The following is a 12,895-nucleotide window of genomic DNA, read 5'->3' as shown; positions in this document are numbered from 1 at the left end:
CGGACTGGATGCAGGCGGATGCTCCGGCAAGGGCGGTGGCTTCTTCTGCTCCGAGAGCACCACCAAAGGTCTTGCCGTCGGAGGCGCGGGCGATGTCTACAACTTCCTATGGCAGGTTCAATTGACGTCGCCTTCTGATCTCAAGCTGGGCGCAGACGATGCATCGGTGAAGGCGCTCTATGTCACCCTGAACGATAAGCATAACGGTATCACCTCCGCACCGATTACCCTTGATGCTGGCGGCAGCCCGGTTCCGGAACCGTCGTCGATCGTTCTTCTGGGAACAGGATTGCTGGGCGCGGCCGGAGCGATTCGTCGCAGACTCTCGGCCTAATCGCGATTACCCGTCCAACCGATTCTGCAAGGGCAACCATCAAGGTTGCCCTTGCAGTTTTTTGCTGCTGCCATCTACTACCATCTGCCGAATTGCCCTTGTGGTGAATCAGGCTGCCTCTATCTGCGATACTCACTAGCAGCTATGGATATTGCCTCTCTTAACGAACACTTTGCCATCCCCGGCGTTCTCGCCTTTCACCAGATCGGCAGCGGTCTGATCTACGCCGACGTGACCACACCACACGCAACGGCCACGATCTATCTGCAGGGAGCACACCTGACGGCATGGCAGCCCGCCGGGGAGCAGCCGGTGCTGTTTCTCAGTCGCGAGAGCGACTTTTTGCCAGGCAAACCCATCCGTGGCGGCGTGCCCATCGCGTTTCCGTGGTTCGCGAACCGGCATGACGGCAAGGCCGGGCCATCGCATGGCTTTGCCCGCATTCAGGACTGGACGCTGGCCTTTGCCGCGCTTGCGGGAGAGGACCTGCACCTGACCTTCACGCTGGCTCCGACCGCGATGAGCCGCGAGCTTGGCTTCGACAACTTTCGGCTGGCGTATCGGCTGGTCATCGGGGGTACGCTCACCATGCAGCTTGCGGTGGCCAACGATGCGGCAACGCCGCTGGTCTTTGAAGAGGCGCTGCACACCTATTACTCCGTCGTCGATGTTCACGAGGTGACGGTGACGGGGCTTGAGCCGACGCCGTTTATCGACAAGACCGACGGCAAGCGCGAAAAGCCAGCGGCTCATGCACCGCTGGCCTTTATCGGGCCGACTGACCGCGTTTACCAGAACACGGCTGCCACCTGCGTTCTGCACGATGCCGCCGGACGCCGCCGGATTACGGTGGCGAAGACGAACTCCGATACCACTGTCGTCTTCAATCCGTGGAAGGCGATGGCCGACATGAGCGCCGATGAATGGCATGAGATGCTGTGCGTCGAGACCGTCAACGCAGCCGCCAATACGGTCACGCTGGCACCGGGGGAGACGCATGCGATGCAGGCTGTGATCTCGGTGGAGAAAAACCCTCTATTGAATTGAAGAGGCTCGCTCCATCACGCCTCAGAAGGAATTCGACCTGTCATGCTGATACTTGCCTCCGCTTCGCCGCGTCGCCGTGAACTGCTGACCCAGGCGGCGCTCTCGTTTACCGTTGAAGCCGCCGATCTGAACGAAGAACGGCTGCCGGACGAGGCCGCCGCCGCGTATGTTCAGCGGCTTGCTGTCGAAAAGGCGCAGGCGGTGTGGAACCGCCATCGGGCCGCCGACGCCGCTTCTGACCCGCTGATCGTTCTGGGGGCAGATACCGCCGTGGTCAGCGAGGGAAACATTCTGGGCAAGCCTTCTAACGCTGCGGACGCGCGTCGCATGTTGCAGCTTCTGAGCGGACGCACCCATGCGGTGCTCACCGGGCTGGCTGCAGTCACGCGCAAGGGCGTGAAGAGCGAGGTGGAGATCACGCAGGTGACCTTCAACGTGATTGCTCCTGCCGAGATCGACCAGTATGTCGCCAGCGGCGAGCCGCTCGACAAGGCTGGCGCGTATGCGATTCAGGGCTATGCCGCGCGGTGGATTCCGCGCATCGAAGGCTGCTACTTCAACGTGGTCGGCCTGCCGATTGCGCGGACGATTGCTCTGCTGGCCGAGGCAGAAGCCGGATTGGCGAGCTAGTCCTACTCAGCGCTCGCCAGCATGGCGGCCAACAACGCGGTGCGGGGGACAAGGTGTTCGGTGACGATGTGCTCATGTGCCGCATGAGCGCCCTCGCCTACGGCACCCATGCCGTCGAGCGTGGGAATGCCGAGGGCAGCGGTGAAGTTGCCGTCGGAGCCGCCGCCGGTTGAGGCCTCCGGCAGGTCGAAGCCCAGTTCCGCCGCCAATTTGCGTGCCTGTTTGAAGAGGGCGACGGTGCCGGGCTTGCGCTCCATCGGCGGGCGGTTGAGGCCTCCGGTGATCTGGAGCTTGCAGTGCGGGTCGGAGGGCTTGAGGCTGCGGAAGAGCTTTTCGACACGGGCGGCGTCGCTGGCTTTGGCGATGCGCACATCGACTTCAACTGCCGCGGTCTGCGCGATGACATTCGAGCGGGTTCCGCCGGAGATGACGCCGCAGTTCACGGTGCGGCCAATGGAAAGGTCGGTGAAGCCGGAGATGGTCTGGACGAGTTTTGCCAGTTCGAGAATGGCGGAGTGGCCGCGCTCGAAGTCCACGCCGCTGTGCGCGGCTACTCCTGTAACTTGCACATTATATTGGCCTACTCCCTTGCGGGCAGTTTTGTAGGCGAGGCCTTGTGCGGGCTCCAGCACAAAGACGGCGGAGCACTCGCGGGCGAGCTTTTCGGTGATGGGGCGGGAGACGTCGCTGCCGACCTCTTCGTCGCTATTAAGGAGAAGGATGATGGGGCGGGAGAGCTTCAACTCACGGAGGATGTCGATGGCAGCCAGCGCCATGATGACTCCAGCCTTCATGTCGAGTACGCCGGGACCGTAAAAACGGCCATCTGCTTCGCGCCAATGCATGGTTTTGAGGGTTCCTGCGGGCCACACGGTATCGAGGTGGCCGAGAAGTAAGACCGGCTTCTGGGTCGAGCGGGTGGGGCCGAAGCGGAGTTCGAGAACGTCGCCGAACTGTTTTTGCCGGTGACGCCGGATGCGGCCGCCGAGCCTGCGCGCGTGGGCTTCGACCATGGTGACTGCGGCGTTAACTGCTGCCGGATCTTCACTTGGGGATTCCTGTCGGACGAGGTCGCGGAGGCTGGTGCGAATCCATTCGCTTCGGGTTTCGGCACAGGCGAGGACGGCTTTGGGGTTCATGGACGGATGTTATAGCAAATGGGTGGGTTACGGGGAGGCATTGGGAGGGATAAAAATGGTCAACCATTTCTTTGGGTGTGGTATTTTTACCACATGGACAGATGTTGATCTGCCTGTAATCTAACCCGATGCTGTTGCGGGAGACGTTAATTCGTGGCATTTGAGGCTCACTTTGAGCGGACAATCCGGTCGGAGATAGGGTTCAGCGGAGTCGGGCTGCACAGCGGCGCACCCGTCTCGATGCGGTTGGTTCCAGCCCCCGCCGGTTCGGGTATCGTCTTCAGGCGCACAGACTTAGACAACTTCGAGATCGCCGCCATTGGGCGCAATGTAGCCAAGGTGAGCTATGCGACCAGCCTGATGCGGCAGAGCGTTTTGATCTCGACGACCGAGCACCTGCTATCGGCGCTGATCGGGTTTGGCGTGGACAACGTCATCGTCGAGATGGATAACTTAGAGGTGCCCATCCTCGATGGAAGCTCGCTGCCTTATGTGCAGGCCTTTCATTCCGTCGGGCTGAAACAGCAGCGGCGGAAGCGGGAGTATCTCCGGATCCTGAAGGATGTCGAGGTGCGGGACGGGTCGAAGTTCATCGGCGTCTATCCGGGATCGGGCTACGGCATCGAGTACACCATCGACTTTCCTGAGCCGATTGGCTATGAGCGGTTCACGGGCGATCTGGCGACCGGGGACTACGTTAAGCTGATCGCTCCGGCGCGGACGTTTGGTTTCAAAGAAGACGAGGCCATGCTGCGGGACATGGGGCTGATTCGCGGGGTCTCGGACGACAGCGCCATTATTCTTTCCCGGCAGGGGGTCGAAAATGGGCCACTGCGGTTCGATGACGAGTTCGTGCGGCACAAGGTTCTGGATCTGATTGGCGATCTGGCGCTGGCGGGGCGGCGGATTCAGGGCCGGGTGGTGGCCGAACGGGCCGGCCATGCCATGCATACGGCTCTGGTGCAGCGGCTGATGCGCGATCGCTCGGCGTGGGAGCTGGCGCACGGGTATGATGAAGTGGCTGAGGTTGAGGCCGCTCCGATGGGGTTGCAGCAGGTTTCGGCTTAGAACTGACAACGGCAAAATACAGGGGTCTTTCCTCTCCGCTGCGTCCAGGCTGAGTTGACGTGCATTCGTAGCGTGGTAGTTTGTACGGATTCCCTATGGGGCGCGTGGGTCTGGGTCTCGCATCAATCATCAATTCAAAGTCTGAGGCGGTTGAGATGGCTATGAGGAGCATCGCGGCGATTGCGCTGGGGTCGAACCTCGATTCGGCGTTTGGCGACCGCGAGGGGAACCTGCGCGAGGCTGTGCGGAGGATCGGCGGCGAGCCGGGCGGGCTGGGGCTGGTCAGGGCAGTGTCGTCGTTTCACGACACGGAGCCGGTAGGGTATCTGGCGCAGCCGCGGTTTTTGAATGGTGCGCTGCTGCTCGAGACAGAGCTGGAGCCGCTGGATCTGATGCGCGGTCTGCTCGGCGTCGAGCGGGAGATGGGGCGGAAGAGGGCAATCGCCAAGGGACCGAGAGTGATCGATCTCGACCTGCTGCTGTATGGGTCGGTGGTGATGGCGACGGTGGAGCTGACGCTGCCGCATCCGGAGATGCACGTGCGGCGGTTTGTGCTGGAGCCACTGGCGGAGATTGCGCCGGGGATGGTGCATCCGGTCCTGGGCAGGACGGTGGGGCAGATGTTGATCTCGGGGATGGTGGCTTAGGGCACGGTCGCCGCTTATTTAAGAACAGACAACGGCGATGGATTTGTCGTTGCGGCTTCGCCTTCACTCCGGCCTTCGGCAGAGTAGAGCCGCTTTGCGGCGCTTTTTAGACGCGAGGCTGAAGCCTCGCTGTACCTGGCGGCAACGGCAAGGACAATAGCAACTGCAACTCCGAGAACAACGACAAGAACAATTGCAACGACAACTGCGTAATACAGGGGTCTCTTCACTCTTGCCCGGGTCGAGACGACGTATTTTTGCTGCCCGGTCGCGAGGAGGATTTCTTTCGTTCAGGTGTTAACTGTTTGGATGTTGGCGCGTTGTATTGAGTGAAGGCAGTTTTTGCGGAAAGAGGAGAGAGATGGAAGGTATTGGGGTTCCGTTCATTGTGTTTTTCACGATTGGTTGGATTGCGTGGGTGGTGTTCTCTTCGATTCGGAGATACAAGATCGCCCGGCTGCAATCGGATGTACAGATGAGGCTGCTCGACAAGATCGATTCGAGCCAGTCGGTGCTGGCTTATGCGGAGACCGAGGCAGGGCGGCACTTTCTAAACTCGCTGGCGGTGGAGCAGGCAGAACGGGCCACTCCCCATAAGAATATTCTCAGCGGCGTACGCGCCGGGATCATGATGATCGCGCTGGGCGTGGCGCTGGTGTCGCTGCACTCGGTGGTCTATGGAGACGGGCCGCAGGCTTGCCGCTTCTTCGGTACGCTGGCGATTGCGCTCGGCATCGGATTTGAGTTGGCCGCAATCGCGACGTACTTTCTGTCGCAGTCGTTTGGCCTGCTGAAACGGGATGAACGCGCGTAGCGAGGTTTGGATGCCAAGGCCTGCCATGCCGAATTTTTCGCCTACCATCTCCAAGGCCAATGCGTTGACGGCGCCGCCGCTCTCGTGGCCCGGCGAGGAAGATGCTGCCATGAGCGAGGAGGAGTTTCGCGCGCTGTATGCTGCGACTGCGCAGCCTATCCTTGCTTATCTGGTTGGCGTGACCGGGCGCCGGGATGTTGCCGACGACCTGCTGCAGGAGACGTATTGCCGGTTCCTGGTACGGCAGCCTGGAGTCATGGCCGGAGACGAGGCGCGGCGGTACCTGTTTCGGATTGCGACCAACCTGCTTCGCGACCGCTGGCGCAGGGGAGACGACAGGCCGGGAGCGGAGATTGCCGAAGTGGGGTCTTCAACGGATTTGAATTTGCAAATTGATGTGCGCCGGGCGATGCGGGCGCTGAAGCCGAGAGAGCGGGAGCTGCTCTGGCTGGCGTATGTCGAGGGAATGAGCCATGCTGAGATTGCGGAGTCGACGGGGCTGGGCGCGATGAGCGTTCGGCTGCTGTTGTTTCGGGCGCGGCGAAGGGCGGCGGCGTTGCTGCGGCCGGGAGAGGAGGAGGCATGAGCCAGAACCGGTGTGAGTGCGAGCGCGAGGTGGTGCAGGCTCTGCGGACGGGGGTTTGGACGGCGGAATTGCAGGACCATGTGGCCGCCTGCGTCGCCTGTGGAGAGATACGGCGGGTTGCGGGGAGCCTGTTGCAGTATGCCTCGGGGTTGCGGGTCGAGGGCGCGGCGGGAGATGTCGATGCGATCTGGCGGCGGGCCCGGGCCGAGCGACAGGCGATGGCTTTGAAGCGGGCGACGCGGCCGCTGATCTTTATGCGTGGCTTGAGCGTGGGCTGCGTGGTGGTCTTTGCGTCGTGGATGCTGCCGGGATTCTCCCGCCTGGACCATCGGGTCTGGATGCATGGATGGGCAGGCGCTGGAGTAGAGACGGCGGCTGTGGGCGTGGGGATTGCCGTGGCGTGCATCGGAGTGGGGGCGGTCTATATGCTTCGCGAGGACAGGCGGCGCGGGGTTTTGAGTGGAGCTTCCTAGACTTGCACCGTGGGAGGGATGGATGGGGAGCGTGAAGGCAACGGCAAGATGCAGGGTCTCTCCCCTGCGGCGGCAAAATCCCCTCCTTCGGTCGAGATGACTGGTTTTGTTTGTTTCGACTAAGATGCAGGCAGATTTAGGCCGGGACGCGGCTAAGGGCCTCCACCGAAAGGTTGAGATGAAAACAGGCCATTGTGGCGATGACAACAGAACAGGCAACGGTTACGCTTGGTCTAACGATTTCAGTAATGCTCTCCAAAAGAGGTGCCTATGGCACCTCTCTTTTTTTGCCCGCAGCGAATTGAACCCATTGGAGTTCGTGCCGCTTCTTGGCTGGTTATCTTGCTGCTAAAGTCTGCTGCTGCCTCATTTATCGTGCATTCATGAGTGTGTGAGACGGTGGAAGTACCCATTGAACAAAAGCTATCCGAACTGTAAGCGTGGACTGCAAATACCTGTGGGCGGATGTACGGGACATTTTTCGGGAGACCAGATTATGAAGATCATGAAGAGACTCGGGCTTCTCGCTGCTGTGTGTTTGATGGCCGGGACGATGCTGGCGCAATCAAGTACGCAGGGCGCAATCGGCGGCACGGTGTTCGATACGACCGGTGCTGTGATCGGCAATGCCAACGTCACTATCCACAACAACGGGACCAATGCCGAGATCCACCTGACGGCGGATGGCAGCGGCTACTTCAAGGCTCCGCTGCTGGAGCCGGGGACGTACACCGTCACCGTGAGCAGCGCGGGGTTCAGCGACTCGAAGACCAATCAGGTGACGGTGCAGGTCGGGCAGTTGACCGATGTATCGCCGAAGCTGGTGACGGGCGCGTCGACCTCGGTGGTGGAAGTGACCGCAGAGGCACCGGTGTTGAACTTCGACTCTCCCGACTTTTCGGCCAATCTGAACCGGCGTGCACTGGACAATGTGCCGGTGAACAATCTTCGCTGGTCGAGCCTGGCGCTGACGACGCCGGGTGTGGTGTCAAATTCCGATGGCTTTGGACTGGTGAGCATTCGCGGTATCAGCCCGACGCAGAACAACGTGCTGATCGACGGCGCGGACGACAACCAGGCGTACTATGCGGAGGAGCGCGGCCGCACGCGCGAGGCGTACTCGACGCCTCCGGCGGCGATCCACGAGTTTCAGGTGAACACAGGCGTGTATTCGGCGCAGCTGGGTCGCGCAGCGGGCGGTGTCATCAACTCGGTGACCGAAAGCGGAACCAACAAGATTCACGGACAGGCCTACTTCTACGACCGCGAGGCCGACTGGGGAGCCTTCAATCCCTATACGACGAATACGGTGGGGACGCAGAACTCTGCGGGCGGCTACACCTTTAAGACGACGCCGTACAAGCCGGCCGATTCGCGACGGATCTGGGGCTTCTCGGCGGGCGGCCCTCTGATCAAGGACAAGCTGTTCTGGTACTACACCTATGACCAGCATCACAGGAACTTTCCTGGAACGGCGAAGGCGAACTCGCCCTCGGCGTTCTTCAGCCAGCCGGATGCCTCGCTGACCGGGCTGAACGGATCGCCGACCTGCGATCTTACGACCGGCTATCTCTCGGGCAGCGCGACCGCGACGGACCCGAGCTACTTTTCCAACTACACGCTGGACAGCTATGCCTGCACCCTGGCGGCGCGTCAGAAGCTCTTGAGCTACGACGCGGGAGCCGCGGCGTATGGCGCTGGCCTTGGCAATCTTCTGACCGACCTCGGCAGCGTGCCGCGCACCGGCAATCAGGAAGTGAATATGCCGAAGCTGGATTACCAGCTCAATGACAAGAACCACGTCAGCCTGCTCTACAACCGTCTGCGCTGGGATTCGCCGGGCGGCGTGCAGACCCAGGCGACCAACAATTACGCGGTGGACACGTTCGGCACCGATTTTGTGAAGCTGGACTACGGCGTAGCCAAGTGGACGACGCTGCTGACCTCGAACATCAGCAACGAGCTGCTATACCAATATGGCCGCGAGCTCAACGACGAAGGCCAGCAACCGTTCAGTGAGTTCACCAAGAACAATCTTGTGGGAACGGGCGGCAATGTTCCCGAGGTGGCGCTTGCGACTTCTACCGGGTTCTATCTTGGCTCGCCTTATTACTCGTACCGCAAGGCGCTGCCGGATGAGCGCAAATGGCAGGTTGGCGATACGCTTTATCTGAACCATGGCAACCACAGCATCAAGGTTGGCCTCGACGCAGTGCACAACTACGACCTGATCAACAATACCTACGAGAGCAACGGATTTATCACCTATGGCTACACCGGCAACTTCCTGTCGGACCTGGCCAGCAAGAGCGGCACGCCGACCTGCAATACCACAGCGCTGGCGGCGGCGACCAAGGACCCGAAGACAGGCAAGATCACCAGTGCGGTAGGTACGTCACCCTGCTACAGCACATTCGTGCAGGGATTCGGACCGCCGGTGTTCGACATTGCGACGTTCGACTATGGCGTCTTCCTGCAGGACAACTGGAAGATCAAGCCACGGCTTACCTTGCAGCTCGGTCTCCGCTACGACAAGGAGAACCTGCCGGGCAACTCCGCGAACGCGACGTTGACGGCGTCATCGGGCAGCTTTGTTCCCTATGCCGGGTTGACCAATGCTCCCAGCGACAACAACAACTTCGGTCCACGGCTGGGCTTTGCCTACGATGTCTTCGGCGACGGCAAGACGGTGTTGCGTGGCGGCTATGGGATGTTCTATGGCCGTCTTACCAACGGCGTAGTGCTGAATACGCTGCTCAATACGGGCAGCCCTCTGGGGCAGTTCACGGCAAGCCTCAAGCCTGCGGCTTCGAATGCTCCCGTCTTCCCGAACATCATTGCCAGCGCAACGCCGCCGACGCCCAGCTCGTACTATCTTGCCCACAACCTGCAGAACCCGATGGTGCATGAGTTCGACCTGGTGGTGCAGCAGCAGATGGGGCGGGGCACGGTCTTCTCGGTGAGTTACCTGGGCGCACTGGGCAGAGAGCTGACGAACTATCTCGACCAGAACCTGAACCCCAATACCACGCCGACGACGATCACCATCTCGGACACCAGCGGCAAGGGGCCTCTGCAGAACGGCGCGACCTTCGTGGTTCCGCAGTACACCTCGTATGGCAATACGGCGCTGTTCGGCGCGGTCGCTAAAAACTTCACCAGCATCACCGAGGTGGCGAGCAATATCAACTCGAACTACAACGGTGTGGTGGCGGAGCTGCAGAACCGTTCGCTGCATTCGATCCAGTTCGATGTGAACTATACGTGGTCGCATGCGCTGGACTACAGCCAGAATGCACAGACGAACGGCACCACCAACAATCAATATGACCCGTACGGAAACCAGAGAACCGACTACGGCAACTCGAACTACAACGTTCCCAACCGTGTCGCCGGTTATGTGCTCTACAACTTCCCCAATCGGCAGCAGGATGGCTGGCTGAAGTTTGTGGCCAACGACTGGGCTTTGAACAGCGCCTTCCAGATGCAGAACGGTCTGCCCTACTCGGCGACGCTGAGCGGCTATGCATCGTTTGGCGCGCTGAACAGCAGCTGGAACGGAGCGGGCGGAACGTCGTTTATCCCGGTGATTGGGCGGAATACCTACAAGTATCCGCGCGACATCGTGCAGGACCTTCGGGTGCAGAAGCAGATTGCGATCACCGAGCGGTATCGGGCGGAGCTGCGGCTCGATCTGTTCAACCTCTACAACCACCAGAACGTGACCGGTGTGCAGAACCTGGCTTACAGGCTCCAGTCGGGTAGCGGCGCGACGGCAAATACGGCGACGGCGACGTTCCAGTCGGGAACGGGAAGCACAGCCTTGTTCGGTACTCCGACCAACGCCAACTCGAGCGGCTTTCTGTATACGCCGCGACAGGTACAGATCGGCTTCCGGTTCCTGTTCTAGGTTGAGACGGATGGGCTGATTGTATGAGGGGCGGTGGCTTCGGCTGCCGCCCTTTTCTTTGTGGAACGAAGGTGGCATTTCCTTATTGGGTGGAAGTTCGTTAGTCTGCGGCTGATCTATTAATCAGTATTGCTGTGCTGCGACTCCTGCCCGAGAGCTGTGGGCAGGCTGCGGTGTTGTTCTGTCTTCCCGTAGTCACGATGGGAACGGTTCTGGGTTTGCGGAGAGAGCATGTTGTCTGGGCCTGGTCGCGTGAGGTTGCGCGCGATTGTTTTGTCGCTGATGTTGCTTGGCGCGCTGATGACAGCGCGGGGGCAGACGGCGGTGGACGGTGCTCTGCATGGGGTGGTGGTGGATGCGGGCGGGGCCGCGGTGCGGGGGGCTTCGGTCGCGGTGGAAGATGCGGCGAGCGGATTTGTCGCGCACGCTGCTTCGGATAAAGGTGGAGAGTTTCTGCTGGCGCGGGTTCCGGTGGGGACGTATCGCGTTGTGGTGGTGGCGTCGGGATTTGAGCGGCTGGTTTTGACGGGGGTGGTGGTCGAGGCGGGCGCGGTGACGGGCGTGGATGCGCGACTGCATGTGGCTGGTGTGTCTACGACGGTGACGGTGACGGCGGGTGGAAGGTCCGCGGTGGAGTCGACCGCGGTAGCGAGTACGGTGACGGCGGGCGAGATTCAGCGGCTGCCGGTGCGGGGGCGGCGATGGCAGAGCTTTGCGTTGCTCACTCCAACGGCGAATGCGGATGCGGCGGGACTGTTGAGCTTTCGCGGACTGGCGGTGACGCAGAACAGTACAGCGGTTGACGGCATGAGCGACGATCAGAGCTTTTCCGCGGTGCCGCGAGGGACGGGCGCGGAGGGCGAGCGTGGGGTGGCGCGGCGTGGAGGAGCGGCCTACACGTTTTCGCAGGAGGCGGTGCGAGAGTTTCGCGTGAACGGGCAGAACTACTCGGCTGTGTATGGCGGCGCGGCGGGTGGCGTGGTGACGACGGTGTCGAAGAGTGGAACGGAGACGCTGCATGGGACGGGGTTTTATCTGGCGCGGGACAGCGCGTGGGCGGCGGCGAATCCTTTTTCGATTGCCACGCACTATGCCGATGGCGTGGTGACCAGCGCGGTGGTGAAGCCGCATGATCTGCGGCAGCAGTTTGGCGGCAGCGTGGGCGGCGCGGCGGTGCGGAAGAAGCTGTTTTATTTTTATGCGTTCGATCAGCAGCGGCGCGGGTTTCCGGCGGTCTCTGCTCCTCAGGACGCGGATTTTTATTCCTTAACGCCGGGGCAGAGGGAGTTGCTGGCGTTGCGTGGGGTGATGACGACGAAGGTGAATACGGCGCTTGATTATCTCGACAGCCTGACGGGAACGGTGGCGCGGCGGCAGGACCAGACGGTGAACTTCGGCAAGCTGGATTGGCAGGCGACGGCGAAGAACCGGCTGAGCCTGCAGTACGACCGGGCGCGGTCGAGCGCGCCGGGCGGTGTGCGGTCGGCGGCAGTGGTGGATCGCGGCAGAGCCAGCCTGGGGAGCAGCTATGTGAAGGTGGATTCGCTGCTGGGGCGGTGGTTCTGGTCGAAGAGCGCGAAGTTCAGCAATGAGCTGCGGGTGGGAGTGGGCAGGGACTTTCAGTATGAGCAGGCATCCTCTCCGCTGCCGCAGGAGCCTGCGGTGGGGCCGGGCGGCTATGCTCCCGAGGTGGTGATCGGGCCGAATGGACTGACGTTTGGCACGCCGTCTTCGCTGGGGCGGAAGGCCTATCCCGATGAGCGGCGATTGCAGTTTGCCGACATGGTGACGTGGGTGCACGGGCGGCACCAGTTGCAGGTGGGCGGGGACCTGAGCCTCGTGCATGACTACATTGATTCGCTGAATGGGCAGGAGGGGGCGTTTCACTATGACAGCGGCGCGAGCAACGGACATGCCGGTGGATTGGTGGATTGGATTACGGATTACACGTTCAATGTGAATGCTTATCCGAATGGCGGCTGCCCCAACTCTCCCCTAAAGCAGCCGCATTATTTTTGCTTTACGTCGTTTGCGCAGAGCTTTGGGCAGGCGGCGGTGACGTTCGATACGCAGGAGTGGGCCGGCTATGTGCAGGACCACTGGCAGGTGCGGCGTGGGCTTACCGTCGATGCCGGGGTGCGCTATGAGTATGAGCTGCTGCCGATTCCGCAGCGGCCGAATCTGGCGCTCGATGCCGAGTTCGGTGCGCGCGGAGCGACCGGCGTCTTCCCCGAGGACAGGAACAAC

The 12,895-nt window shown here is 61.3% G+C and carries 11 protein-coding genes; 10 read left to right on the top strand and 1 reads right to left on the bottom strand.

Annotation, left to right across the window (positions count from 1 at the left end; translation table 11 throughout):
* The 3 genes from VMU57_RS12130 to VMU57_RS12120 all read left to right on the top strand — a co-directional run.
* On the top strand, window positions 1–334 hold a 334-nt coding region (locus tag VMU57_RS12130; RefSeq protein WP_325383739.1), incomplete at its 5' end, for a PEP-CTERM sorting domain-containing protein.
* A 144-nt stretch (window positions 335–478) separates the two neighbouring features.
* Window positions 479–1,381, top strand: coding sequence for a D-hexose-6-phosphate mutarotase (locus VMU57_RS12125; protein ID WP_325383737.1), 903 nt, complete (start codon window positions 479–481; stop codon window positions 1,379–1,381).
* A gap of 42 nt (window positions 1,382–1,423) precedes the next feature.
* The gene (locus VMU57_RS12120; protein ID WP_325383736.1) at window positions 1,424–2,011 is read left to right on the top strand and encodes a Maf family protein; all 588 of its coding nucleotides are present in this window, start codon (window positions 1,424–1,426) and stop codon (window positions 2,009–2,011) included.
* 2 nt (window positions 2,012–2,013) lie between these two features.
* Here VMU57_RS12120 and VMU57_RS12115 read toward each other — a convergent pair whose 3' ends face one another.
* Complete coding sequence (locus VMU57_RS12115; RefSeq protein WP_325383734.1) at window positions 2,014–3,150, bottom strand: M20 family metallopeptidase; 1,137 nt, start codon at window positions 3,148–3,150, stop codon at window positions 2,014–2,016.
* A 153-nt stretch (window positions 3,151–3,303) separates the two neighbouring features.
* Between VMU57_RS12115 and lpxC the strand changes: the two genes are divergently transcribed.
* From lpxC to VMU57_RS12080, 7 genes are all read left to right on the top strand, one after another.
* Window positions 3,304–4,218 carry a UDP-3-O-acyl-N-acetylglucosamine deacetylase gene (lpxC, locus tag VMU57_RS12110; protein ID WP_325383732.1) on the top strand — a complete coding sequence of 305 codons (915 nt, stop codon included), beginning with the start codon at window positions 3,304–3,306 and terminating at the stop codon, window positions 4,216–4,218.
* 155 nt (window positions 4,219–4,373) lie between these two features.
* On the top strand, window positions 4,374–4,865 hold the full coding sequence (gene folK / locus VMU57_RS12105) for a 2-amino-4-hydroxy-6-hydroxymethyldihydropteridine diphosphokinase (protein ID WP_325383730.1): 492 nt from the start codon (window positions 4,374–4,376) through the stop codon (window positions 4,863–4,865).
* A gap of 361 nt (window positions 4,866–5,226) precedes the next feature.
* Window positions 5,227–5,679 (top strand): hypothetical protein, encoded by a 453-nt coding sequence (locus VMU57_RS12100; RefSeq protein WP_325383728.1) that lies wholly within the window; start codon window positions 5,227–5,229, stop codon window positions 5,677–5,679.
* 25 nt (window positions 5,680–5,704) lie between these two features.
* Window positions 5,705–6,265, top strand: coding sequence for a sigma-70 family RNA polymerase sigma factor (locus VMU57_RS12095; RefSeq protein ID WP_325383726.1), 561 nt, complete (start codon window positions 5,705–5,707; stop codon window positions 6,263–6,265).
* Complete coding sequence (locus VMU57_RS12090; protein WP_325383724.1) at window positions 6,262–6,738, top strand: hypothetical protein; 477 nt, start codon at window positions 6,262–6,264, stop codon at window positions 6,736–6,738. The genes VMU57_RS12095 and VMU57_RS12090 overlap by 4 nt, the downstream gene beginning before the upstream one ends.
* 496 nt (window positions 6,739–7,234) lie before the next feature.
* Window positions 7,235–10,648, top strand: coding sequence for a TonB-dependent receptor (locus tag VMU57_RS12085; protein WP_325383722.1), 3,414 nt, complete (start codon window positions 7,235–7,237; stop codon window positions 10,646–10,648).
* Between the two features lie 231 nt (window positions 10,649–10,879).
* Window positions 10,880–12,895 (top strand): carboxypeptidase-like regulatory domain-containing protein (locus VMU57_RS12080; protein ID WP_325383720.1); only part of this gene is annotated, 2,016 nt, incomplete at its 3' end.

The sequence above is a fragment of the Edaphobacter sp. genome, from assembly GCF_035532915.1.
Lineage (GTDB): Bacteria > Acidobacteriota > Terriglobia > Terriglobales > Acidobacteriaceae > Edaphobacter.
The sequence above is the reverse complement of the archived record's forward strand: the minus strand, read 5'-3'. Positions and strand labels throughout refer to the sequence as shown.

Excerpts from the sequence above, each read along its gene's own strand:
- VMU57_RS12095 (WP_325383726.1), top strand. The coding sequence starts at position 5,705 with ATGCCGAATTTTTCGCCTACCATCTCCAAGGCCAATGCGTTGACGGCG.
- VMU57_RS12100 (WP_325383728.1), top strand. The coding sequence starts at position 5,227 with ATGGAAGGTATTGGGGTTCCGTTCATTGTGTTTTTCACGATTGGTTGG.
- VMU57_RS12125 (WP_325383737.1), top strand. The coding sequence starts at position 479 with ATGGATATTGCCTCTCTTAACGAACACTTTGCCATCCCCGGCGTTCTC.
- VMU57_RS12090 (WP_325383724.1), top strand. The coding sequence starts at position 6,262 with ATGAGCCAGAACCGGTGTGAGTGCGAGCGCGAGGTGGTGCAGGCTCTG.
- VMU57_RS12085 (WP_325383722.1), top strand. The coding sequence starts at position 7,235 with ATGAAGATCATGAAGAGACTCGGGCTTCTCGCTGCTGTGTGTTTGATG.
- VMU57_RS12120 (WP_325383736.1), top strand. The coding sequence starts at position 1,424 with ATGCTGATACTTGCCTCCGCTTCGCCGCGTCGCCGTGAACTGCTGACC.
- VMU57_RS12115 (WP_325383734.1), bottom strand. The coding sequence starts at position 3,150 with ATGAACCCCAAAGCCGTCCTCGCCTGTGCCGAAACCCGAAGCGAATGG.
- folK (WP_325383730.1), top strand. The coding sequence starts at position 4,374 with ATGGCTATGAGGAGCATCGCGGCGATTGCGCTGGGGTCGAACCTCGAT.